Consider the following 23,610-nt stretch of genomic DNA (forward strand, 5'->3'; position numbering starts at 1 on the left):
CGCCTAATTTGTCATTGCGAGAATTTTGCGTTAGCAAAATTCGTGGCAATCTACGACTTTAAAATTCCTTACGCTAAATTTGCTGTCATTGCGAGAAAACGAAGTTTTCGAAGCAATCCAGGGAAATTTAAAATTAAAATTCAACCTAAATTTAGCATTGAATTATTTTTTGAATTTAACCTGCGCCGTGAAATTCTCTGTTTTACCCCAAAGATAATAAGAAAGCAGTTTAACTGCAAAGTTTTCATCTGTTAAATTTAGTTCTGGTGTTCCCATTTTTTATCCTTTTTATTAAAATGTTTGTTTTTATTCTTAAATTTTTGATTATTAAGTTTAAATTTGTTAGGTTTTTCAACCGCCTTTTAGAACAGCTAAAACATTATCTTTAATAGCCTGTTCTATATTTGCCATAGTATTTCCACAGTTATCAAAACTGCCATCTAATTTTGATAAATTTCTTTTTTGAATTCTGCGTTCTTTTATGTGAGTGTCATACAGACCTTTTTCATGTTCAGTTAGTTTTCTATTGTCAATAAGTAGTATAGATAAATATGCAACATGATTATTGTTAAATAAAAATTTATCTAAATATAAATAGCCACCACCTATATTCTGCCATATTATAGGCATTTTAAATCCGACTATATCATTTTTTAAATCAAACATTAGATAATCCACAGGATTATCAATTTTTTTAGCATTTGTTATTTCAATATAAGTTTTGTTTTCATCGAAATTTTTAGTTAAATATTCATACCAATTCGAGCTATTAAAGGCATCGGTTATATAATATCCGATTTTATCTATTGCTTCATTAGTATATCCATATTTATGATTATTTTTTAAGATTTTTCTATATTCTTTTGCAATAAGTAATTTTTTCTTAAAATACTCCCCGATTGCCCTTTTATACAACTCTTCCTTATCTAAAATCCTATTTTCAGATAAACAATAACCTTGTTGATATTTTTCAAATTCATCTTTGCTTACTATTTCAAAGCCATCTTTTGTAGCATAATTTGGAACTACACTTACAAACTTATTTACAAATTCAAAAGCATTTTCTTTTTTGTGTTCTAGTATTGTTTTTACTATAAATTTAGTTATATCTTTTTTGTGTTGTATCGTTTCATAAGTTACAAATCCAAACAAACAAAGTATTGCAATAATCCAAATTTTATGTTTTCTTGTCATATTTTTCCTTCAAAATTTAAAATAAAAATTTATAAATTTAAATTCGGTCAGTATCGTTTATCCACGATACGAAATTCTGTTTTTAAATTTGCGATTTTGCAAATTTGTTATTTTACTTTTGGCGATTGACTTCGCCTACGGCTCGTCCAAAACAAGCGAAGCGCTTTTTGCGAAGCAAAAATGTTTCTGTGAAATGCCCCTTCGCTTCGCTCGGGTCGCTACGCTCATTTTTGCTTCGCTCGTTACACTCGCTCGCAATGACAATCTGTGCAAATTTCACTAAAACCTCGCCCTTTCTGCCCTGACGCTCGTGGGCTCTCCATGCCCCGAGTATAAAATCACCTCATCTGGCAGAGGAAAAATCTTGCCCTCTATGCTAGCTTTTAGCGCGCTATAATCCCCGCCCGGCAAATCCGTGCGCCCAAAGCCCGCGCGAAAAATCAAATCCCCACAAAACGCCAAATTTTGCCCCGCACTATAAAACACCACGCTATCGCTCGTATGCCCTGGCGTATAAATCACAGCTAGCTCGCACGCCCCGCTAGCTAGCGCGATTTTATCGCCATCTTTTAGGGGCGTGAAATCCTCTATGATTATCTCTTCGCCCATGAAATTCGATAGATTATAGTCTGGCTCGCCCAGATACACGCCTGCGTTTTCGTGCGCGAGTATCGGCGCACCCAAAGCCCGCGAGAGCTCGCTAGCTGCGCCAATGTGATCGAAATGTCCGTGTGTGAGCAAAATTTTTTCGATTTTGAAATTTCTCTCTTTTATAATCCCCAAAAGCTTGTCCGCTTGCGCCCCAGGGTCGATTACAAACCCTGCCCCACTCGCCTCGTCAATAAAAAAATAGCAATTCTCGCTGATATAACCTGCCACTTCCACGCATAAAACCATGTTTTCTCCTTGAATTTCTCCAAATTTTACGGATTTAAATTTAACCAGCCATTAAATTTAGCCAAAAATTATCCTTGATTTACCAAAATGCAGTAAAATACGCGCTTTTGCAAATTTTTTCAAAGGAGAGCTTATGAAAAAGCTTTTAGCCGAGTTTCTTGGCACATTTTGGCTAGTATTTGGCGGTTGCGGAAGCGCGATTTTCGCCGCATACAACATCGGATTTGTCGGCGTTTCAATCGCCTTTGGTTTGACCGTGCTAAGCGGTGCTTACGCATTTGGACACATTAGTGGCGGACATTTTAACCCAGCAGTTTCAGTGGGCTTGCTATGTGGCGGCAGATTTAAGGCTAGCGAGCTGGCTGGCTATGTCATCGCGCAAGTGCTAGGCGCGATAGCAGCAGGCGGTGCGCTATATCTAATCGCAAGCGGACAGGCTGGATTTGACATCAGCGCAGGGTTTGCGACCAACGGATACGGCGAGCACTCACCAAACGGATATTCAATGCTAAGCGCGCTAATCGCAGAAATCGTGCTAACTGCATTTTTCCTAATCGTCATCATGGGCGCGACAGATAGGCGCGCGCCAAGTGGCTTCGCACCGATTGCGATTGGACTAGCCCTCACACTAATCCACCTAATCTCAATCCCAGTTACAAACACCTCAGTAAATCCTGCCCGATCAACTGGCGTGGCACTTTTCCAAGGTGGCTGGGCAATTAGCGAGCTATGGCTGTTTTGGGTAGCGCCAATCATCGGTGGCGCAATCGGCGGAATTATCTACAAAACTTTTTTGGAAAAAGAGTAGAATTTCGCCAAATTTGGCGTAAATTTCGCCTCGCCCCTTGTGAATTTTCGCAAGGGGCTTTTTAAATTCTTTAAATTCTTAAATTTCCGCTTCGCAACTCCCAAACACTGCCCCGAAATTTTACAAAGAAATGCGAAGCATTTCCGTAAAATAAAACCAGCTAAATTTAGAAAAACGAAGTTTTTCTAAATTTAGCCACCTTGTAAAGCGTCGTCGGGGGTTGGGGGTTTGTAAGGGGGAAGGGGCGCGACCTCGCAATTCAAGCCCCCTTCCCCCTTACGAGAAAAGCAAAATTTAGCCTAAAATTTAAAAAATAATTCAATGCTAAATTTAAGTATAATTTTGAATTTAAATTTCTCTGGATTGCTTCGCTTTCTGCGAAAGCTCGCAATGACAGCAAATTTAGCGCAAGGAATTTTAAATTCGCAGATTGCTTCGTCGCTGTAAAACAGCTCCTCGCAATGACAAATTAGGCAAAATTTACGCTTGATTTGTCATTGCGAGATTTACGAAGTAAATCGAAGCAATCTACGAGTTTAAAATTTCGGGGCAGTGTTTGGGAGTTGCGAAGCGGAAATTTAAAAATCAAAATTTTAAAAAGCAAATTTTAAAAATCAATACAATCTTGGATAAAAAGTCGCTTGGAGGGGAATTCCATAGCGCAAAGGCGGGCGTTTTTATAACCGCGCTTTTTAAAAACACAGCCCAAATCGATATTTGCGCTGTAATCATTGATAAATGGCTCATCTTGTGGCGTGTGGCCATAGACATTGAAAATGCCCGCATTATCGGTGTAATCGTCGCGTCCGCTCAACACATGCGCCTCGAAATCGTCCTTTACCGCCACGAAGTCGCGAAATTTCCACATATTTCCCACAGCCGAGTGCGACACCACGAGAGAGCGGGAATTTTCGTCGAAAATATCGTATTGCAAAAATACGGGCAGGTTTTGCAAATACTCTAAATGCTCGTTTAAAAGCACGCTAAATTCAGGCGCAAAATACGATTTCATCGTATCGCTACCGCCACTTTTGGCAATCCAGTTGATATCATCACTTGCGCCAATTATGATTTCGCGGTCTCTCACGCACCTTTGCGCGCTGGATTTTGCTAGCAAAAATCTGCGCTCGTGGTTTCCGCGCACGCAGTCATAGCCGTGTGAGCGCACAAACTCGATGACTTTGGCGCTATGAGGGCCACGATCGCACAAATCGCCCACGAAGCAAATTTTGCTATCAAATTTCGCTGGCAAGCGCGCAATCAGCGCCATTAAACTCTCATAGCAACCATGCACATCGCCGATAATGTAGATATTTTGCATAAATTTACCTTTGAATTTTTAAAAGAATTATATTAGAATTTTTAAAATTTAAAATTTAAAAAAGGTCAAATTTAACCCAAATTTGGGTTAAATTTGAAATTTACGCTACCACATTTGGGAAGTCAAACACTACTTTTCCGCTTTTTATGGTCAGCACACACGCACCTTTTAGCTCTTTGCCAAAAAGTGGGGAGTTTTGTGATTTTGACTTGTTGAGTTTCGCGTCGTAAGTGTATCTTAGTTCAGGGTCGATTATAGCGATATCGGCTAGCTTTCCGACAGCGATTTCGCCTTTGTTTGAGAATTTTAAAATTTGGGCTGGATTATACGAGGTGAGAGCTACCATTTTTTCATAATCAATCACGCCATCATCAACTAATTTTAGCGTCAAAGGCACGAGCGTTTGAAGCCCTAAAATCCCAAACGGAGCCTTGTCAAATTCGACAAATTTATCGTCCCAGCTATGCGGTGCGTGATCTGTGGCGATGACATCTATTAGTCCGCTTTTTAGCCCTGCTCGCATAGCCTCTACATCGGCATTTGTGCGAAGTGGCGGAGACATTTTAAAATTCGTATCATATCCCATAAGTTCGCTCTCATCATAAGTGAAGTGGTGTGGCGTAACTTCACAAGTTACATTAATGCCCTCTTTTTTGGCTTGATCGATGAGTTTTAGCGACCAGGCTGAGCTGACATGCGCCACATGCAGGTGTCCGCCAGTTTTTTTAGCAAGCAAAATATCGCGCGAAACCATAATCTCCTCTTTTTCGCTCGCCATGCCTTTAAGCCCTAATAGCGCGCTTACCCTGCCCTCGTTCATCACTCCACCATGACAAAGTGAGCAATCCTCGCTGTGATTTATGACAAAAGAGCCAAAATGCGCCGAGTATTCGAGGGCTTGTCGCATGACTGAGCTATCTGTAACAGGAAGTCCATCATCGCTAAATGCCACGCACCCAGCCTCGATCATATCGCCCATTTCGACGATTTTCGCCCCCTTGCAATCCTGCGAAATCGCTCCGATTGGAAGCAGGTCGATTAGCCCCCTATCGCGCGCTTTTTTAATCATTGCCTTTGTGATTGCGGAATTATCATTTACTGGGTTTGTATTTGCCATAGGCATAGCGGTCGTTACGCCCCCTGCTACGGCTGTTTCGCTACCTGTGATGACATCATCTTTATACTCAAAGCCCGGATCTCTAAAATGCACATGCATATCAATTAGCCCCGGCATGACGAGCTTGCCAGTCGCGTCGATGATTTTATCTGCGCTTGGCTCATCTTTTGTAAGTGCTGAAATTTGGTCATTTTCTATTAAAACATTTATCTTTTCGCTTCTGTCGTGGTTAATAACGGTGCCATTTTTGATTAAAATTTTCATTATAAGCTCCTATTTAAATTTATTGTATGAAGCACTGCCATACGCATGGCTGCACCGTTTTCGACCTGATCGAGAATGCAGGTAAATCGCGGATCGTCCGCGACATCTGAGTTGATCTCTACGCCACGATTTATCGGGCCTGGGTGCATGATAATCACACCCTCTTTGGCTACTTGCATACGCTTAGCAGTTAATCCAAAAAATTTACTATACTCCCTCACACTTGGGAAGCTTGGCTCACCGTCTTGGCGCTCTAATTGAATTCTTAGCATTATTATCACATCTGCGCCCTCGATTGCTTCCTCGACGCTTTTGCAAATCCTGCACCCAAACGCCTCGCAGTCTCTTAGCATCATCGGAGGACCAAAAAGTCTGACATTTATACCTAGTTTTTTCATCGCCCACGCATCAGATCTAGCCACGCGAGAGCGAAAAATATCGCCGATGATAGCGACTTCTAATCCTTCAAATTTGCCCTTAGCTTCATGGATTGTGAGCAAATCCAAAAGCGCTTGTGTCGGGTGCTCGTTTAGTCCGTCTCCTGCATTTACAATCGAGGCGTCGCAGTTAGAGGCGATAAATTTCGCAGCACCGCTACTTGCGTGGCGCACGACAAAAATATCACTGCGCATGGCTTGCATATTTTTTATCGTATCGATTAGAGTTTCGCCCTTTTTGGTGCTACTTGAACCTGCGCTGAAATTTATGGCGTCCGCACCAAGGCGCTTGGCGGCGATTTCAAAGGAAATGCGCGTTCTAGTGGAGTTTTCAAAAAAAGCATTAATCACGGTTTTTCCACGCAAAGAGTCTGATTTTTTGATATCTGAGCGGTTTAGGGCTTTGAAATCCTTCGCCAAAGCGATGAAATCGTAAATATCGTCTGCGCTTAAATCTTGCGTGCTAAGCAGATGCTTTAATTTATACATTTTGCCTCCTAAAATGATTAAAATTTTCGCTGTATTTTACGCAAATTTGACTTAAATTTTTAAATCCTCGCTCTGCGAATTTTCATAATGTTTTTCAATTTTTTTGCCATTATTAATCATATCGCCAAAGATATTTAAAATCTGTCCGAAACTTGAATTTGCATCCTTTGCTAAATCCATTAAATCCTTTTCGATCCCGCCTAATGAGCCGTTTAAATCGCGCACGATCTTCTCGCCTTTTTTGGCTAAATCCTCAAATTTATCTGCATTTTTTTTCGCAAATTCATCAATGATTTTCGGCGCTTCCTTGCTTAATCTTTCCAAATTTTCGCCCAAAATTTTAGCCGTTGCGGCAAATTCATCAATCGTTTCGTTGATATCTTTTGAAATTTTGCCCTCAGGCTTTGGCACTAGCTCGATTTCAACCTTTGGTTTAGCGTTTTGGCTCAAATTTGCCTCTGGCACAGGCTCGCTTGAAGCGACGCTTCCTGGCGCAGGTTTAGGCGTACTTTCGCTCGCACTAGCTGATAAATTTTTATCCAAATTTATCTGTATTTTTGGCTCATTTTTCTCAACCATTTTTTGAGATTTTTTTTCGATCTCTTTTTCGATATCTAGGCCGTTTTGGCTAGATTTGTCGCTGTCGCTACACGCACTAAAAACAAGCGCGCAAGCAAGCAAAATTCCACATTTTTTCATACTCTCTCCTTAGTTTAAAAATAAATCACTTCTTAATTTCAAAAGCAAGCAAACTGCGATATTTGCGGCCTCTTCGCGGATATAGTTGCGATCTCCGTTTAGGTGAAATTTGCCAATTATCTGTCGCCCACCAAGCTCTTTTGCCCCGATAAAGACCGTTCCTACGGGCTTTTCATCGCTTCCACCCCCAGGTCCAGCTATCCCGCTAATGGCTAGGGCAAAATTCGCCCCCGAACTCTCCAATGCCCCGCCAAGCATACCTGCGACGCATTGCTCGCTCACTGCGCCGTAATCTTGCAAAACCTCATCGCTCACATCTAGCCACGCGCGCTTTATCTCGTTTGCATAGCTTACCACTGAGCCGTCAAAAATATCACTCACACCGGCTATTTCGCCAAATTTAGCCGCCAAAAGTCCAGCCGTGCAACTCTCTGCAAATGTGATTTTCGCCCCGATTTCTCGCAATTTCTCCACGGCGTGAGAGATGAAATTTTTAGGTGCGATAAATGAGTTTGCGTAGTATTTGCTCACGCTATCTAAAAATTTATCCAGCGCGCCAAATTTCTGCTCGCTAGCGCGCACAAAGAGCAAAAACGAGCTGTATTCGCTGATGATAAATGAAATTTTATAGCTTAACGCTAGGCTTTCAAGTCTAGCTTTTGCGCTCGCATAGTCTGTGTCAAATAGATAAAATCCCTCACCCTCGTTTAGGGGATCTTGCAAAATTTGGGGCAGTTTTTGCAAGGGCTCTGCTTTTAGCACATTTACAAGGCAACCCTTAATATCTAGCAAAAAACTATCCTTTACCACAAATTTAGCTGCTGAGGGGGCTAGCGTGCCACAATCTTTAAGCTCCAAAGTATCAAGCGTGAGCGTGGAAAGGATTTTCCCTGCGATTGCATAAGCCACTTTTGTCGCAAAAATCGTGATATAATCGTATTTGCCGAGCATTTTTTCTATCAAAAATGGCAAATTTTTATCGTTTTCATTTATAAATTTAATATCATCAATCACGCCGAAAACCTGCTCGTATTCGCGCAAAATATAGCTAAAAAATGGCGGATTGTAGCGGATAGCTTCGCCAATGATTAAAATCACATTTTTCATAAATTTCGACCTTTAAATTTTTGCCATTATAGCATAAAAAATTCTTGCATTTTCAGTCCTTTTTAAAAGCCTTTTTGCTACACTTACCAAATTTTTTAAAACACAATTAAAGGTTTTTTATGGATTACAAAGAAACACTTTTTCTCCCTACTACGGACTTCCCTATGCGAGGCTCTCTCCCAGCGAACGAACCAGCGCGATTTTCTAGCTGGTATAACGAGCGAGCAATTTATGAAAAAATGAAAGCCAAACGCAAAAACGCGGGCATTAGCTTTAATATCCACGACGGCCCACCTTATGCCAACGGACACCTGCATATCGGCCATGCGCTGAATAAATTTTTAAAAGACATTATCACAAAAACCCACTATTTTTTCGGTGAAAATATCCGCTATGTCCCGGGCTGGGACTGCCACGGCTTGCCGATTGAGCAACAAGTGGAAATCAAAATGGGCGACGCGAAAAAATCAGCTACCAAGCACGAAATCCGCGAGCTTTGTCGCGCACATGCGAAAGAATTTATCGATATCCAAAGAGATGAATTTAAAAGCCTTGGCGTAATTGGGGATTGGGAAAATCCATATTTGACGCTGAAATTTAACTTTGAAGCTGAAATTTACAAAACCCTTTGCAATATCGCTAAAAAGGGAATTTTAATCGAGCGCAGTAAGCCTGTGTTTTGGAGCTGGGCGGCAAAAAGCGCGCTAGCGGAGGCAGAGGTCGAGTATAAGGACAAAGAGGATTATTCGATTTATGTGGCTTTTGATTTGAGCGATGAAGCAAACGCCAAAATCGGCGCAAAAGGCGCAAAAGCCGTGATTTGGACGACTACGCCTTGGACACTTCCAGCAAACGGCGCAATCAGCCTAAATCCAAACGAAGCCTATGTCCTAACAGCCGAAAATTTCATACTTGCAAAACCGCTTTTAGAAAATTTAATCGGCGCAGGTATCACAAATGGCGAAATTTTAAAAGAATTTAGCTCAAAAGAACTAGAAAATTTATACGCAATCAACCCGCTAAATGATAGAAGCTCAAAATTTATCCTAGGCGAACATGTCTTAATGGACGGCGGAACAGGCCTAGTTCATACCGCCCCAGGACACGGCGAGGACGATTATTTCGTGGGCTTAAAATACGGTATAGAGGTGCTAATGCCAGTCGATGAGGCAGGGTGTTTTGATGAAACACTGCGCGCGAAGGGGCTATTTAGGGCTGGCGTCGTAGATGAAATGGTCGGCATGCACATTTTCAAAGCAAATGAAAAAATCGTCGAAATTCTTGGCGATGCAGTGGTAAAAGTCGGCAAATTTACCCACTCATACCCACACTGCTGGCGCACGCACAAACCAGTAATTTACCGCGCTACAAAGCAATGGTTCATCGCTATGGATAAAGAATTTAGCGGCGGAAAAACACTGCGTCAGATTGCGCTTAGCGAAATCAAAAAGATCAAATTCTACCCAGCCACTGGCGAAAATCGCCTCACAGCGATGATTGAAAACCGCCCTGATTGGTGTATTTCAAGGCAGAGAGATTGGGGTGTGCCGATTGCATTTTTTCGTGATAAAGCGACAAAAGAGCCGATTTTCGATGAAAAAATAATGGATTATTTATACGAAATTTTTAAAGCCAAAGGCGCTGATGCGTGGTGGGATAGCGAAATTTGCGATCTTTTACCACAAGGCTCTGGCTACAACCCTGAAAATTTAGAGAAAGTTACCGATATTTTAGATGTTTGGTTCGATAGTGGCTCTACTTGGAACGCTGTGCTAAAAAGCGGCGAATACGACGCAGGCGCGTTTCCAGCCGATATGTATTTAGAAGGCTCGGATCAGCACAGAGGCTGGTTTCAAAGCTCACTTTTGCTAAGTTGCGCTGTAAATGAGTTCGCTCCGTATAAAAGCGTCCTAACTCACGGCTTCACCGTCGATGAAAAGGGTCAAAAAATGAGCAAATCCGTGGGCAACATCGTCCTTCCACAAAAAGTCGCCAAAGAATACGGCGTGGAGATTATGAGATTATGGGTTGCGCTGAGTGATTATTCCACAGATTTGAAAATCAGCGAAAATATCCTAAAACAAGTCAGCGAACAATACCGCAAAATTCGCAATACAATTCGCTTTTTGCTAGCAAATGTTAGCGATTTAGAAGAGCTTGAAACCTCAAATTTCACAACCCTTGATAAGTGGATTTTAACCCGCGCAGTAAGGACTTTTGGCGCGGTTGAAGAGAGTTTTAGAGAGTATGATTTCTCAAAAGGATTTAACCAACTTCTAAATTTCCTAAGCGCAGATTTAAGCGGAATCTACCTTGATATCATCAAAGACCGCCTTTACTGCGATCATATCGACGAGCCAAGACGCAGAAGTGCGCAAAGTGCGCTAGTGCTAATCACCAGAGCGCTACTGCCTCTGATTGCGCCTACGCTAACTTACACAATCGATGAAGTAATGCAATACGCGCCAAGTATCGTTAAAAACGGCAAAGAAGACGCTTTTGATTTGGTTTATGCGCCGATTGAATTTAGCGATTTTGTCGAATATGATGAAATTTTAGAGCAATCAAGAGAGAAATTTTTCGAAATCATCGACGCGCTCAAAAAAGACAAAATCATCAAATCGACCCTAGAACTCGCTTTGCAAACTAGCTCAAATGAAATTTTATCTTACGATATTTTGGGCGTGAGCGATTGGTTTATGGTAAGCGATGTAACCTCGCTAGATGGCAACAGCGACAATGCTTTGGCAGAATTTCGCATAGGCGATGAAATTTTCCGCCTTGTAAAATCTGATAAATTTAAATGCCCAAGGTGCTGGAAATTTAGCGCAAAAGAGCAAGACTGCCTATGCCAAAGATGTACAAAGGTGCTAAATGCTTAGTTCGCCTCAACATTTTAGTATAGTAGTTCTCACAATCGCGCTAATCTTTGTCTGCATAGGCGTGGGGATAAAATTTGTAATAAAATTTAAGGATAAAAAATGATAAGTTTAAAAGAGGCTTTGAAACTGAGCCCTAGCGAAATTTTGGCACTTCGCGCAGATTTAAAAAGCCAAATCATAGCCAATAAAAACCTTGGCGCGTATGTCGAGCAACTCAGTGGTGAGGAATTAAACGAAAGTGGCGCAGGTGTGCCAATCGCGATTAAAGATAATATTCAAGTCAAAGGTTGGAGCGTAACGGCTGGATCAAAAATCCTGCAAGGCTACATTGCGCCTTATGACGCAACCGTAATCAAAAAGCTAAAAGAGGCAAATTTAGCTCCATTTGGTCGCACCAATATGGACGAATTCGCCATGGGAAGCACTACTGAGAGTTCGTATTATGGCAAAACTCTAAATCCACTCGATCACACTCGCGTCCCAGGCGGAAGCAGTGGCGGAAGTGCCGCTGCTGTGGGAGCAGGTCTAGCCATCGCAGCCCTTGGTAGCGATACAGGTGGCTCTATCCGCCAGCCTGCTGCGTTTTGTGGTTGCGTGGGATTTAAGCCAAGCTATGGCAGGGTTAGCCGCTATGGTCTGGGTGCGTATTCATCTAGCCTAGATCAAATCGGACCAATCACGCAGAATGTCGAGGACGCGGCGATTTTATACGATATCATCGCTGGACACGACACTATGGATAGCACGAGCTACGCTGGCGAGTTTATCAGCACGGCTGATAAATTAAATAGCGAGCGCAAACTTACGATCGCAGTTATCGAAAACTACCTAAACGAGGCTAGCGACGAGATTAAAACTGCGCTAAATTTGGCAATCGAGAAGTTAAAAAGCTTCGGACACAAGATAATTTATAAAAATTTGCTAAATTCCAAATACGACATTGCGACTTACTATATCATCGCCACAGCCGAAGCTAGCGCAAATTTAAGCAGATATGACGGCGTGCGATACGGAAATCGCGCAAAGGCGTCAAATTTAAACGAACTTTACGCAAACACCCGTGGCGAGGGATTTGGCGACGAGGTCAAACGCAGAATGCTTCTAGGAACATTTGTGCTAAGTAGCGGTTACTACGACGCTTACTACATAAAAGCGCAAAAAGCCAGAGCCTTTATCAAGGCTGAATATGAGGAAATTTTAAAAGAGGCTGATTTGATTTTTATGCCGATTGCGCCTGATGTGGCGTATAAATTTGGCGAGTTAAACGACCCGCTAAAAGCTTATCTTAGCGATATTTACACAATCGGCGTAAATTTAGCAGGGCTTCCAGCGATTTCCGTGCCAGTAGCTAGAAATTCACAAAATTTAAATATCAGCGCACAACTAATAGGACGCGCTTATGACGAACAAACGGTGCTTGATGGCGGGTTAAATTTAGAAACAATCATAAGGGGTTAAGATGAAAATTTTGAAAAAAGCTTTGACATTTGAAGATGTTTTACTGGTGCCACAATACTCTGAAATTTTACCAAAAGATGTAGATTTAAAGACAAAATTTACCAAAAATATCACTCTAAATACGCCACTTGTGAGTGCTGCTATGGATACGGTTACCGAGTATCGCACAGCTATCATGATGGCTCGCCTTGGTGGGATTGGCGTAATCCACAAAAACATGGATATCGAAAGCCAAGCCAAAATGGTTAAAAGAGTGAAAAAAAGCGAGAGTGGCGTCATCATCGATCCGATTTTTATCAAAGCCACAGCTAGCGTGCAAGATGCGCTAAATTTGATGGCTGAATACCACATTAGCGGAATTCCAGTCGTCGATGATGAGCATAAATTAATCGGAATTTTAACTAATCGCGATTTGAGATTTGAAAGCGATACCTCAGCGCGCGTTGGCGATAAAATGACCCCAATGCCACTAATCACCCTTAAAAAGGGCTCGACGCTAGATGACGCTGAGAAAGTTTTCCGCAGCACCAAGGTAGAAAAACTTCCGATTGTTGATGAAAACAACCATTTAGAGGGCTTAGTTACCATTAAAGATATCAAAAAACGCATCGAATATCCACTAGCGAACAAAGACGCTTATGGCAGACTTCGCGTAGCAGCCGCCATTGGCGTAGGTCAGATTGATCGTGCAAAAGCCCTTGTCGAAGCAGGCGTAGATGCGATTGTAATGGATTCTGCTCACGGACATACCAAAGGTATCATAAACACCCTAAAAGAGCTTAAAAAACAGCTAAATGTCGATGTCGTAGTAGGAAATGTCGCAAACCCAGAGGCTATCAAAGATATCGCCGAAGCTGGCGCAGACGCGATAAAAGTCGGTATCGGACCAGGCTCAATCTGCACCACTAGAATCGTCGCAGGTGTGGGCGTGCCACAATTTACCGCAATTGTAGATTGCGCAAACGAAGCGGCTAAATTTGGCGTTCCAATCATCGCAGACGGCGGTATCAAATACTCAGGCGAAATCGCCAAAGCCCTAGCAGCAGGCGCTAGCTCAGTAATGATGGGAAGTGTGCTAGCTGGGTGCTATGAAACCCCTGGCGAGCTAATCACCTTCCAAGGTCGCCAGTATAAGACATACCGCGGTATGGGCTCAATCGGCGCTATGCAAAAAGGAAGCTCTGATAGATATTTCCAAGAAGGCACCGCCAAAGAAAAACTCGTCCCAGAAGGCATCGAAGGACGCGTCCCTTATGCTGGTATGCTAAAAGATGTAATCTTCCAGCTAGTAGGCGGTCTAAGAAGCGCTATGGGTTATTGCGGAAGCAAGGATATCCCTACCTTGCAAGAAAAAGCTGAATTTGTCGAAATCACAAGCGCAGGACTTAAAGAGAGCCATGTCCATGATGTCATCATCACGCAAGAAGCGCCAAACTACCGAGTTAATCAGTGAAAATCCAAACCAAAACCCACTATTTTGACGAACCGCTCTATTTAGAGAGCGGTCGTGTTTTTTCTAAATTTCACCTAGCTTACGAAACTTACGGCGAGCTAAATTCTGATAAATCAAATGTCATTGTCATCACACACGCTCTAACCGGTAGCGCACACGCTGCTGGCAGATACGAAAATGAAAGCAAGGCTGGCTGGTGGGACAGCCTAATCGGCGATGGCAAGGCAGTGGATACGAGCAAATTTTTCGTCATCTGCATAAATATCCTCTCATCGCCCTTTGGCTCGACCTGCCCGCTAGATATCGACGATAGCACTGGTAAGGAGTATCGCACACGCTTTCCCGTGCTTGTAATCTCAGATGTCGTAAAGGCGCAGGTTAGATTGCTAAGCGAGCTTGGGATTTCGCGCGTAAAAGCCGTAATCGGCGGGAGTTTAGGCGGTATGCAGGCTCTGTGCTACGCAATCGAATACCCAAATTTCGCCGAAAATATTTTCGCACTAGCTACCACTTATGCGACGCAGCCTTGGGCGATAGCATTTAATAAAATCGCAATCAGCGCGATTAAGAGCGATCCAAATTTCAAAGGCGGGTATTACGACAAAGATGAAATCGCCAAATCAGGCCTAAATGGCATGGCGGTAGGTCGCATGGCTGGGCATATTAGCTTTTTAAGCCCTGCTTCGATGAACGAAAAATTTGGGCGAAATTATGTAGAAACTGACGGACTTTACGAGCTTGACGGCAGATTTCAAGTGGATCGCTACCTAGACTACAATGGGGTAAATTTCTCTCATCGCTTCGATCCGCTATGCTACCTTTATATCGCAAAAATGATGAATCTTTTCGATTGCACGAGGCATTATGGCTCGCTAAAAAACGCCATGGCGCAAATTCGTGCGAAACTATTTTTGATTTCGTTTTCTGGCGATATTTTGTTTCCGCCAAATTTAATGGAGGAAATGTATAAATGTATGATTGATCTTGGCGCGAAAGAGCGCGTGTTTTACACGCAAATCGACAGCGATTACGGGCATGACGCGTTTTTGGTCGAGGTGGAAAAATTTGACTATATCATTAAAAGGGTTTTAGATGCAAGATAATTTCGAAGAAAAAATGAAAAAAATAGGCGAGCTATTAGAGAGCTTAAACGATAAAGACATCACGCTAGATCGCTCCGTAGAGCTGTATAAAAGCGGAATTTGCCTGCTAAAAGAGGCGAAGGAAATTTTAGAAAACGCCAAGCTTGAAATCACGCAAATAAACGAAGGTGTGCAAAATGATTAAAATCTGCGCTCTACAACTCGCCACGCTTTCGATGAGCGAAAATCGCATTGATTATTATATGAAAATAGCCCACGACAATGGCGCAAAAATCGTGGTTTTGGGCGAATACACGCTCAATTCGTTTTTCACCGAGCTAAAACACATGCCAAGCTCAATCACGCAAAAACAAAGCGAACACAAAATGGAGCTAATGCAAAATTTAGCCAAAAAATACGATTTACACATCATCGCGCCTATAATTCGCCAAAGCATTAGCGAGGCTGGCGAAATCGCATGGATCAAATCCTGCGCGCATTTTAGCCCCTCTGGCGTGAAATTTTACGATCAAACTATGCTGATAAACTACTCACACTGGAACGAGGACGAGTTTTTCCTAAACGCCAAAATTCACGAAAATGGCAAATTTGAGCCACTGATTTTTGAGGTAGAGGGTGTGAAATTTGGCGTTTGTTTTGGGTTTGAAGCGCATTTTGATATGGTGTGGCAGCGCTTCGACCACGAAAGCGTAGATTGCGTGCTAATCCCCACAGCTTCGACATTTGAGTCAAATTTGCGCTGGGCAGAACTGCTTAAAATGCGAGCTTTCACGCACTCGGCGTATATCGTGCGCACAAACCGCATAGGCGAGGCAAAATTCGGCGATATGGACTTTAAATTTTATGGTGGCAGTTTCCTAGCGAATCCTTACGGCGAGATTATCAACGAATTAAAGGGCGAAGAGGGCGCACTAATGTGCGAAATAGACCCAGCAATCGTGCGCGAAGCTACGGAATTTTGGGGCTTTAAGGCAAATTTGAAAAACAAAGGCTTTGCGTGAAATTTTTCCATAGACAAATCCAGCTTTGGGGCGAGGATACCCAAAACTCCATAGCGCAAAAATCCGTCCTAATCATCGGCTCTGGCGGGCTTGGAAGCTCATTTGCGTATGCGCTAGGAGCCAGCGGGATCGGGCGGATTGACATTGTCGATTTCGACACAGTGTCGCTTCATAATATCCACAGGCAAATTTTATTTTCGCTAGAAGATGAGGGACGATACAAGGCCGATATTTTTAAAGAGCGCGTGCAGGCTCGATACGATGGCGTGCGTGTGAATACGCACAAAATGAAAGCTGATGAATTTTTTGCTAGTTGCACGGATAAATTTGACCTGATTTTAGATGCAACCGACAATCTCGCCACGCGCGCGCAAATTGATGAGTTTGCCAAGCAAACTGCCACGCCATGGGTGTTTAGCTCGGTCGATAGCTTTCAGGTGCAGGTCTGCTTCGTAAGCGAGGCGAATTTCAAATTTTTCCCAAGCTTAAACGCCACGCCAGCTGGAATTGCTGCGCCGATTGTGATGTTTGCAGCGAGTTTTGCGGCAAATTTAGCTTTGCGCTATTTGGCGGGTTTGAGCGTGAAAAAAGACACGCTTTATTATCTAAATTTTTTCTCGGGCGAATTTGAAACCAAAAAAATCGCTCTTGTTTAAGGCAAAAAATGGTTATACTCATAATGGGCGCTTCGCATACGGGAAAAACGCTTTTGGCACAAAGATTGTTGGAAAAGTATAAATTTCCGTATTTTTCAATCGATCACCTAAAAATGGGGCTAATTCGCTCAAAAAATACAAATCTTACGCCAAATGACGATGAAGCACTAACGCCCTATCTATGGCAAATCGTGCGTGAAATAATCAAAACTGCGATTGAAAACGGGCAAAATTTAATCATCGAAGGTTGTTATGTGCCGTTTTCTTGGCGGAGCGATTTTAGTGAAAAATATTTGCGCCAAATTCGTTTTATAGCCCTAGCGATGAGCGATAAATTTATCGATGAAAATTTTGATAAAATCAAAAAACATAGCTGTGATATAGAAAATAGGCTTGATGATACGACCTGCACAAAAGAAAATTTAAAAGCGGATAATCAAAATTTTATAAAAGGCTTTTTAAACAACGGCGAGAAAATCGTTTTGATTGATGATGATTATGAAAAAACTATAAGTAAGCTTTAAATTTAAAATTTAGGCTAAATTTGAAACCTAAATTTAGTTTATTATACGGATTTCTAACTCATACCAGCCAAATTCATCATTATCAAATTTGCTTGTGAAAAGTGGCTTAAATTTCAAATCGCTCCCAAAATTTTCGCCCATTTTAAGCTCGTTTGAGCGGAAAAACAGAAATAAATTTACGCTTTTAGCGATTTCATTTAGCAAATTTTGCCCACCTTCAATCATTACTAACCCCGAATTTAAGGCAGTTTGCAAATCATTTGTGATAGCTACTTTGCGGCCCTCAACGCTAAAAAGCGGAATAGTTTTGTCAAACTCGCTTTGCCTAGAATAGATAAAAATATCTGGGTTTTTCCCGTTCGCAATCAGCCTAGTATCGAGCTTCGGGCGATCTGTGCGCACGGTATTTCCGCCGATAAGCAAAGCGTCGCAAACGCTTCTTAAATAGTGCGAAAATGTGCGAGATTTGGCGTTTGAAATTTCGCCCCTAATCACGCCGTTTGCAGAAAATGCGAGTTTAAAAAAGCTAAAATTTCCGCCATTTTGCCACGCTAAAAACGGCTTTAAAAGCGCGTCGCACTCGTCTTTCAAAACGCCAAATTCCACTTCCACGCCACTTTGTGCTAAGATTTCGCCGCCGCCACTAGCTTTTTCGTTTAAATCCGCAGAGCCGATTACGACTTTTTTAAAGCCTAAATTTTTAAGCAAATTCGCACATGATGGCGTTTTGCCGATGTGGGCGCAGGGTTCGAGAGTAACAAAAGCGGTTGCATTTTTAAGTAAATTGCCGTGATTTTGCGTGATAAATTCATAAACGAAATTTGCGTTTAGATTTTTAAACTCTAAAATTTGATTTGCAAAGTGCGATTTTGCGGATACTGCACCGAAATTTTCAAAAAAATCGCCGTAGATTAAATTTTGTGGATTTTTGCAAATTTCGCTTAAATTTAGCCCAAATTTGGCTTCGTAAATTTGCAAAAAATCGCTTAAAAATCTTTCGCTAAGCTCACAAAGTGCCACAAAAACGGCGTTTGCTTCGGCGTGAAGCAGTCCAGCTTTTTTATGAGAATTTATGCTTAAAATTTTGCCGTGCGTATCGGCTACCACGCACCCCACAGCAGGATTTGGAAAGGTTAAAATTTGATATTTCCACGCTTCATTTAGAGCCAAGCGCATATAAAATTCGTTAGTCATTTTTTTACCTAATTATAATTTGTTAATAAATGCTTCTTAGAATACTGATATAAATATATATCTATAATCAGGCTAACAATCAAGCCAAAACCAAAAAGCAAGATTATAAAATCCATTGAAACTAAAAAAATTCCTTTTGTTACCAAAATATATGCCACTCCGTAATAGATAAAATTTACTATTAAACATTCGTAAAAAATGTAATTTGTTTTACCTACTGAAATTAAAATGGATTGAATAAGCACACAAAAAACATAACAAATATAGAAAGGTAAGCTTTTATATATAATATTTAAAATAATATCTACTTCGTTTGCTTTAATAATATATTCGAACATAAATTTCCACAATGGAATGCTAATCAACCATAATAAAATAATTAATATTGCTAAAATAATATAATTCCAAATTCTTTTATAGCCGTTATAATACTCTCTTTTTATCATTTCACCCATTGACATCACAGGAATAAGAAGCCAACCCCAAATGAAATTATTAGCCAACCAAAAATTTCCCATTTGCGAAACCTGTCCGACCATTTTCATAACCACTGCAATATAAACCAAATTTGCAATAAATACTTGCATTCCAGAAAATATTCCTGTTTTAAACCAATCTTTTATTGCTTCTTTATTTATTCCAGTCCAAGATTTAATTAAATTTTCTCTGTATAAAAGGAAAATTGATACAATAGAGATAATAAAATTAACTAAAATATTTGTAATGGCAACGCCAGTTGCACCATTATTTGGAATTAATAAAATATTACCAATAGACAACATAATGACTTTTATAATTAGTAATGTTACGAAATATTCATATTTTCCTTTTACTACAAAAATGATATATATATATGAACTAATAAATCCTATAATAAAACCAAATGTTTCTAATTTCAAATAATCTATGCTTTCTTTTGGAGCATTCATATATGAAATTAAATTTGTTGCATAAAAATATATAACACCAGAAATACAAAGATATAAAATAAAAGCTATTATAAAAGTCGTATTTATTCTACTAGACATCTCGATATTATCTTTTGCCTTATTAAATACAAAATACATAGGCACTGTCAAAAAAGCCAAAATTGTTTCATTGAAAAGATCAAACCACTCTATTTGACTAGCAATACTAAATTCATTTCCACCTATACTACTAATAAGCCTATCGATTACTAATTGATTAATGCTGGGAATAAAAGAAAAAATCATTAACGATAAAAATAAAAAATATTCTTTCTTTGTAAATGCTTGCTCTAATATTTGCTTTTTTATACTTTTACCAAACAAAATATTATCCATTATTTTATTTTATAACAAAGCTCTACCACTCAATATAAGTTTTCGCCTTTTTTATATCGCTAAATTTAATGCAAATTTCTCCGTCAGTAGTATCTAAGTATAAATTTTCATCTTCGAATTTAAGGATTTTTCCGCAAATTTTATCTTTTTCGCTCGTGGTTATTTTGACTAACTCGCCCACGCTTTTGCTAAAATGCTCTATTTTGCTTAGTTTGCGCTCCAACCCAGGACTCGATACTTCTAAAAAATACTCCCCGCTAACAGGCGGTTCGACATCGAAAATCGGAGATAAAATGCGACTTAGTTTTTCGCAGTCTTCTAAGCTCACGCCACCAGTTTTAGTCACAAAAACTCTATAAATCGTTTTGCCGTTTTCGCTAGCTGTTTCGCAATCGTAAAATTCCAGCCCACACTCGCTGGCAAGAGCGTTTAAATCAACCATTTTTATTTAAATCCTTACTAATTTTTTCAAACAAATCGTCCATTTTGTTTTGGTATTCGAGCCTATCGTCGAATTTAAAGTGAAGCGCAGGTGAGCGAAACCAGCCCTCAGCTTCCATGCAGTGGTTTTGGATAAAGCGACTTACTTTTTTGAGTTTTGCCAAGATTAGCTCTTGCTCCCTTTCATCTAAGCCCATTTTATCAAGATATACAAAGGCGTCGTAGCGTCCTCTTTTGCACTCGACATCGGTTACGCAAAGCCCGTGCAAAAACTCATCATCAAGCTGCGATAAAGCCTGCGGAATCAGCTCTTTTAGGACACTTGCGGTTCGTAGTCGTCTTACTTCGTGAGCGTTCATAAATCACCTTTATAGCGTGGCTTGTTCTTCTTTTTCTTTGAAGCTTTCGATGAAATCTCCAACGCGCATATCGTTGTATCCGTCGATACCGACACCACACTCGAAGCCCTTAGCGACCTCTTTTGCGTCATCTTTAAAGCGTTTAAGTGAGCTTATGTTTCCTTCGAAAACCACCACGCCATCGCGGATTACGCGGATTTTAGCTCCCCTTTGAATCGAGCCTTCTGTAACCATACAACCTGCGATTTGTCCGATTTTTGGCACATTGATGACTTGGCGAATTTCAGCTTGACCAAGGTCTTCTTCTCTGATAATCGGGCTCATTAATCCGCCTAAAATCGCCTTGACATCGTCAAGCAAGTTATAAATGACATTGTAAGTTTTTATCTCTACACCGCGTTCTTTGGCTTTTTCTTTGACTTCACCAGTAGGTCTGATATTAAAGCCTAAAATCACGCAGTTTTCACTCGCACTTGCCAAACCTACATCGTTTTGCGTGATACCGCCTACGCCTGAGTGGATAATATTTACCTTAACTTCGTCGTTGCGAAGTTTTTCTAAACTTGCCTTAATAGCTTCAAGAGAGCCAACCACATCGGCTTTTACGATAACAGGAAGCGACTTTAACTCGCCTTCTGCGATTTTTGCGCTTAGCTCGTCGATTGTAACTTTTGTAGATTTTGATAGCTCTTTTTGGCGTTGATGCTCGTAAATTCGGCTTGCATACTCTCTTGCTTCTTTATCGCTTCCAACGCCAATTAGCGTTTCCCCGGCTTCTGGGACTTCGCTAAGACCGATGATAACGCCACACTCGCCAGGAGCAATCGAGCTTAGCTTTTTGCCTTTATCATCATTTAGAGCTCTAACCTTTCCATACGCCACACCCGCAACTACCGTGTCGCCGACTTTTAGTGTGCCGTTTTGCACGATGACGGTAGCAACCGGACCACGACCCTTTTGAAGCGAACTTTCGATAATGGTTGCTTTTGCTTGGCGAGTTTTATCGGCTTTTAATTCAAGCAAATCGGCTTGAAGCAAGACGATTTCAAGCAAATCTTCAATTCCCATACCTGTTTTAGCTGAAATCGGCACAAATTCATAGCTTCCACCCCACTCGGTCGGCATTATATCAAGCTCAGATAGACCTGTTTTTACCAAATCAGGATTTGCGTTTTCTTTATCCATTTTATTGATAGCGATGATTATCGGCACGCCTGCTGCTTTGGCGTGATTTACGGCTTCTTTTGTTTGTGGTTTTACGCCGTCATCTGCCGCAACCACGATGATAACAATGTCGGTAACTTCGGCACCGCGCGCGCGCATAGATGTAAATGCTTCGTGTCCCGGGGTATCGATAAATGTGATATTTCGTCCGTTTTTCTCGACCATATACGCACCCACATGTTGGGTGATACCACCTGCTTCGCCGCTTACGACGCGTGAATTTCTAATGAAATCAAGCAAACTAGTCTTTCCGTGATCGACATGCCCCATAATGGTAATCACAGGCGCTCTTGTGGTTAAATTTTCTTCTACAACCTCATCTTCGTAAGCCTTGACATAGTCGAATTCTTCGGCTTCATTTACGATATTTACCTCAATGCCAAATTCTTCTGCCAAAATCTCAATCGCATCTTCGTCCAAAAAGTCATTTTTAGTCGTCATCATACCAAGCAAAAATAGCTTTGAAATGATTTCGCTAGGCTGTTTTTTGATTTTTTCGGCAAATTCATAAACACGAATTTCTTTTGGGATATTTACAGAAGTTACGCTCTGCTCGTCATCTTTTTTGACGACTTTTTTATGTTTTTTGCGACTTCCACGGCTAATGCCCGTATCGTTCCCGTAAAACTGTGTTTGCGAACCTTTGTAGATATTTGGTTGATTTTTGGTTTTTGTTTTGTTTTCGACTTGGATAGGCTTGACGGTCAAATCAGGCAAAACTACCATATCTTCATCATCATCGATGACTATGTCGGCTAGTTCGTGATCACTAACCAAATCGATTTTTTGAGTATCTTCTTTTTTAGAAACGGCGATTTTTTTCTTTTCGGCTTTTTTCTTTTTCAAATTTAACTCAGCGTTTGAGAAAATCGCCTCCAAGCTAGCACTTACCTTTTCGCGGCTTTCGCTTGGTTTTTCTATCTTTGGTGCTTCGGTGTCTTTTTTCTTTTTGACTATCACCAAACCACGGCGCTTTTGCAAACTCTCGCTAGCTAGGCTCTCGCCACTATTTATTTGAGGGGTTTGCGCTTCGGGCTTGGATTTTGGCTCGGTTTTAACTTCGACTTTTGCTTCGATTTTCGTTTCGCTTTTTGGTTGAGAGTGCGGCTTTTCCTCTTTTGGCTCATGTTTTGGCTCAGGTTTTGGCTCTTTGCTTTGAGAATTTTCAGCCTTTGGCTCTGTTTTTTTGCTCTGAGTTTTTTTAGGCTCATCTTTTTTGGTTTCGCTCTGCTTTTTTGGCTTCGCAGGGGCTTTTTTAGCACTGGATTTTGGCTTTAAAGACTCTGGCAAAATTCCTGTTTGAATATACTCATATATAGCCGCTGCTTCTTCGTTGCTTACCTTGTTTGACGCGGTTTTGACCTTAGTATAGCCCATTTCTTGCGCTTTTTCGATGATGTCTTTGCTTGCGTATCCAAGCTCAGCCGCGATGTCACTGATTTTAACTCCCTCAGCCATTTAAAACCCTCTCCTTAATAATCTCAAAATTTTCATATTTTCTAAATTTTGATAAATATTTAATAATTTTTTCTTTTTGATTTATACATTGATTGCAAATATAAAATTGCCGTTTTGAATTTTCTTTTTTGAAATTTTGCACAAAGGCATTAAGCCCCGCTTTAGCAAATCTACCTCTACAAATAACGCACATTCTTATCGGTTTATTCATAAAATTATA

22 protein-coding genes are annotated in these 23,610 nt (G+C 41.0%); 9 read left to right on the forward strand and 13 right to left on the reverse strand.

What is annotated here, in order from left to right:
* Positions 1-351 precede the first annotated feature (351 nt).
* The 3 genes from OFN67_RS03315 to OFN67_RS03325 form a co-directional block, all read right to left on the reverse strand.
* On the reverse strand, positions 352-1,194 hold the full coding sequence (locus OFN67_RS03315) for a hypothetical protein (protein WP_270873956.1): 843 nt from the start codon (positions 1,192-1,194) through the stop codon (positions 352-354).
* Positions 1,195-1,306: 112 nt separating this feature from the next.
* Positions 1,307-1,474: a hypothetical protein gene (locus tag OFN67_RS03320; protein WP_270873957.1), complete on the reverse strand. Its 168-nt coding sequence runs from the start codon at positions 1,472-1,474 to the stop codon at positions 1,307-1,309.
* Positions 1,474-2,091 (reverse strand): MBL fold metallo-hydrolase, encoded by a 618-nt coding sequence (locus OFN67_RS03325; RefSeq protein ID WP_270873958.1) that lies wholly within the window; start codon positions 2,089-2,091, stop codon positions 1,474-1,476. Before OFN67_RS03325 ends, OFN67_RS03320 begins: the two co-directional genes overlap by 1 nt.
* 133 nt (positions 2,092-2,224) lie before the next feature.
* On the opposite strand from OFN67_RS03325, the gene aqpZ reads away from it, so the two are divergent.
* A complete protein-coding gene (gene aqpZ / locus OFN67_RS03330; protein WP_270873959.1) occupies positions 2,225-2,899 on the forward strand; it encodes an aquaporin Z in 675 nt (224 codons plus the stop codon).
* A gap of 607 nt (positions 2,900-3,506) precedes the next feature.
* On the opposite strand, the gene OFN67_RS03335 is transcribed toward aqpZ, so the two are convergent.
* From OFN67_RS03335 to OFN67_RS03355, 5 genes are all read right to left on the reverse strand, one after another.
* Positions 3,507-4,220 carry a metallophosphoesterase gene (locus OFN67_RS03335; RefSeq protein ID WP_270868152.1) on the reverse strand — a complete coding sequence of 238 codons (714 nt, stop codon included), beginning with the start codon at positions 4,218-4,220 and terminating at the stop codon, positions 3,507-3,509.
* Positions 4,221-4,320: 100 nt separating this feature from the next.
* Positions 4,321-5,601, reverse strand: a complete 1,281-nt coding sequence (locus OFN67_RS03340; protein ID WP_270868153.1) for a dihydroorotase — start codon at positions 5,599-5,601, stop codon at positions 4,321-4,323.
* The gene (locus OFN67_RS03345; protein WP_270862557.1) at positions 5,601-6,527 is read right to left on the reverse strand and encodes an aspartate carbamoyltransferase catalytic subunit; all 927 of its coding nucleotides are present in this window, start codon (positions 6,525-6,527) and stop codon (positions 5,601-5,603) included. The genes OFN67_RS03340 and OFN67_RS03345 overlap by 1 nt, the downstream gene beginning before the upstream one ends.
* Positions 6,528-6,578: 51 nt before the next feature.
* The gene (locus OFN67_RS03350) at positions 6,579-7,226 is read right to left on the reverse strand and encodes a hypothetical protein (protein WP_270868154.1); all 648 of its coding nucleotides are present in this window, start codon (positions 7,224-7,226) and stop codon (positions 6,579-6,581) included.
* A gap of 9 nt (positions 7,227-7,235) precedes the next feature.
* Complete coding sequence (locus OFN67_RS03355) at positions 7,236-8,333, reverse strand: CinA family protein (protein ID WP_270868155.1); 1,098 nt, start codon at positions 8,331-8,333, stop codon at positions 7,236-7,238.
* A 119-nt stretch (positions 8,334-8,452) separates the two neighbouring features.
* On the opposite strand from OFN67_RS03355, the gene ileS reads away from it, so the two are divergent.
* From ileS to OFN67_RS03395, 8 genes are all read left to right on the forward strand, one after another.
* Positions 8,453-11,215 (forward strand): isoleucine--tRNA ligase, encoded by a 2,763-nt coding sequence (ileS, locus tag OFN67_RS03360; protein ID WP_270873960.1) that lies wholly within the window; start codon positions 8,453-8,455, stop codon positions 11,213-11,215.
* Positions 11,216-11,314: 99 nt separating this feature from the next.
* The gene (gatA, locus tag OFN67_RS03365) at positions 11,315-12,673 is read left to right on the forward strand and encodes an Asp-tRNA(Asn)/Glu-tRNA(Gln) amidotransferase subunit GatA (RefSeq protein WP_270873961.1); all 1,359 of its coding nucleotides are present in this window, start codon (positions 11,315-11,317) and stop codon (positions 12,671-12,673) included.
* A gap of 1 nt (position 12,674) precedes the next feature.
* Positions 12,675-14,126 carry an IMP dehydrogenase gene (gene guaB / locus OFN67_RS03370; RefSeq protein ID WP_270868158.1) on the forward strand — a complete coding sequence of 484 codons (1,452 nt, stop codon included), beginning with the start codon at positions 12,675-12,677 and terminating at the stop codon, positions 14,124-14,126.
* Complete coding sequence (gene metX, locus OFN67_RS03375; protein WP_270862552.1) at positions 14,123-15,229, forward strand: homoserine O-acetyltransferase MetX; 1,107 nt, start codon at positions 14,123-14,125, stop codon at positions 15,227-15,229. The genes guaB and metX overlap by 4 nt, the downstream gene beginning before the upstream one ends.
* Positions 15,219-15,413, forward strand: a complete 195-nt coding sequence (gene xseB / locus OFN67_RS03380; RefSeq protein ID WP_270868159.1) for an exodeoxyribonuclease VII small subunit — start codon at positions 15,219-15,221, stop codon at positions 15,411-15,413. Before metX ends, xseB begins: the two co-directional genes overlap by 11 nt.
* Positions 15,406-16,230 (forward strand): carbon-nitrogen hydrolase family protein, encoded by an 825-nt coding sequence (locus tag OFN67_RS03385; RefSeq protein WP_270868160.1) that lies wholly within the window; start codon positions 15,406-15,408, stop codon positions 16,228-16,230. Before xseB ends, OFN67_RS03385 begins: the two co-directional genes overlap by 8 nt.
* Entirely contained in the window at positions 16,227-16,886 is a 660-nt protein-coding gene (locus OFN67_RS03390) for a HesA/MoeB/ThiF family protein (RefSeq protein WP_270868161.1), read from the forward strand. The genes OFN67_RS03385 and OFN67_RS03390 overlap by 4 nt, the downstream gene beginning before the upstream one ends.
* A gap of 8 nt (positions 16,887-16,894) precedes the next feature.
* Complete coding sequence (locus OFN67_RS03395; protein WP_270868162.1) at positions 16,895-17,410, forward strand: phosphotransferase-like protein; 516 nt, start codon at positions 16,895-16,897, stop codon at positions 17,408-17,410.
* 33 nt (positions 17,411-17,443) lie between these two features.
* Here OFN67_RS03395 and ribD read toward each other — a convergent pair whose 3' ends face one another.
* The 5 genes from ribD to infB are packed head-to-tail and all read right to left on the reverse strand — an operon-like array spanning position 17,444 to position 23,390.
* Positions 17,444-18,604, reverse strand: a complete 1,161-nt coding sequence (ribD, locus tag OFN67_RS03400) for a bifunctional diaminohydroxyphosphoribosylaminopyrimidine deaminase/5-amino-6-(5-phosphoribosylamino)uracil reductase RibD (protein ID WP_270868163.1) — start codon at positions 18,602-18,604, stop codon at positions 17,444-17,446.
* An 8-nt stretch (positions 18,605-18,612) separates the two neighbouring features.
* Positions 18,613-19,908, reverse strand: coding sequence for an MATE family Na+-driven efflux transporter (locus OFN67_RS03405; protein WP_270860163.1), 1,296 nt, complete (start codon positions 19,906-19,908; stop codon positions 18,613-18,615).
* Positions 19,909-19,930: 22 nt separating this feature from the next.
* Positions 19,931-20,350: a ribosome maturation factor RimP gene (gene rimP, locus OFN67_RS03410; RefSeq protein WP_270859240.1), complete on the reverse strand. Its 420-nt coding sequence runs from the start codon at positions 20,348-20,350 to the stop codon at positions 19,931-19,933.
* Positions 20,343-20,708 carry a 30S ribosome-binding factor RbfA gene (gene rbfA, locus OFN67_RS03415; protein ID WP_270859239.1) on the reverse strand — a complete coding sequence of 122 codons (366 nt, stop codon included), beginning with the start codon at positions 20,706-20,708 and terminating at the stop codon, positions 20,343-20,345. Before rbfA ends, rimP begins: the two co-directional genes overlap by 8 nt.
* Positions 20,709-20,717: 9 nt before the next feature.
* On the reverse strand, positions 20,718-23,390 hold the full coding sequence (gene infB / locus OFN67_RS03420; RefSeq protein ID WP_270868164.1) for a translation initiation factor IF-2: 2,673 nt from the start codon (positions 23,388-23,390) through the stop codon (positions 20,718-20,720).
* Positions 23,391-23,610: the final 220 nt, after the last annotated feature.

The organism is Campylobacter sp. JMF_11 EL3 (assembly GCF_027736965.1).
Lineage (GTDB): Bacteria > Campylobacterota > Campylobacteria > Campylobacterales > Campylobacteraceae > Campylobacter_B.

Coding starts and splice junctions, on each gene's coding strand:
- OFN67_RS03315 (WP_270873956.1), bottom strand. CDS start 1,194: ATGACAAGAAAACATAAAATTTGGATTATTGCAATACTTTGTTTGTTT.
- OFN67_RS03325 (WP_270873958.1), bottom strand. CDS start 2,091: ATGGTTTTATGCGTGGAAGTGGCAGGTTATATCAGCGAGAATTGCTAT.
- aqpZ (WP_270873959.1), top strand. CDS start 2,225: ATGAAAAAGCTTTTAGCCGAGTTTCTTGGCACATTTTGGCTAGTATTT.
- OFN67_RS03335 (WP_270868152.1), bottom strand. CDS start 4,220: ATGCAAAATATCTACATTATCGGCGATGTGCATGGTTGCTATGAGAGT.
- OFN67_RS03340 (WP_270868153.1), bottom strand. CDS start 5,601: ATGAAAATTTTAATCAAAAATGGCACCGTTATTAACCACGACAGAAGC.
- OFN67_RS03345 (WP_270862557.1), bottom strand. CDS start 6,527: ATGTATAAATTAAAGCATCTGCTTAGCACGCAAGATTTAAGCGCAGAC.
- OFN67_RS03350 (WP_270868154.1), bottom strand. CDS start 7,226: ATGAAAAAATGTGGAATTTTGCTTGCTTGCGCGCTTGTTTTTAGTGCG.
- OFN67_RS03355 (WP_270868155.1), bottom strand. CDS start 8,333: ATGAAAAATGTGATTTTAATCATTGGCGAAGCTATCCGCTACAATCCG.
- ileS (WP_270873960.1), top strand. CDS start 8,453: ATGGATTACAAAGAAACACTTTTTCTCCCTACTACGGACTTCCCTATG.
- gatA (WP_270873961.1), top strand. CDS start 11,315: ATGATAAGTTTAAAAGAGGCTTTGAAACTGAGCCCTAGCGAAATTTTG.
- guaB (WP_270868158.1), top strand. CDS start 12,675: ATGAAAATTTTGAAAAAAGCTTTGACATTTGAAGATGTTTTACTGGTG.
- xseB (WP_270868159.1), top strand. CDS start 15,219: ATGCAAGATAATTTCGAAGAAAAAATGAAAAAAATAGGCGAGCTATTA.
- OFN67_RS03385 (WP_270868160.1), top strand. CDS start 15,406: ATGATTAAAATCTGCGCTCTACAACTCGCCACGCTTTCGATGAGCGAA.
- OFN67_RS03395 (WP_270868162.1), top strand. CDS start 16,895: ATGGTTATACTCATAATGGGCGCTTCGCATACGGGAAAAACGCTTTTG.
- ribD (WP_270868163.1), bottom strand. CDS start 18,604: ATGACTAACGAATTTTATATGCGCTTGGCTCTAAATGAAGCGTGGAAA.
- OFN67_RS03405 (WP_270860163.1), bottom strand. CDS start 19,908: ATGGATAATATTTTGTTTGGTAAAAGTATAAAAAAGCAAATATTAGAG.
- rimP (WP_270859240.1), bottom strand. CDS start 20,350: ATGGTTGATTTAAACGCTCTTGCCAGCGAGTGTGGGCTGGAATTTTAC.
- rbfA (WP_270859239.1), bottom strand. CDS start 20,708: ATGAACGCTCACGAAGTAAGACGACTACGAACCGCAAGTGTCCTAAAA.
- infB (WP_270868164.1), bottom strand. CDS start 23,390: ATGGCTGAGGGAGTTAAAATCAGTGACATCGCGGCTGAGCTTGGATAC.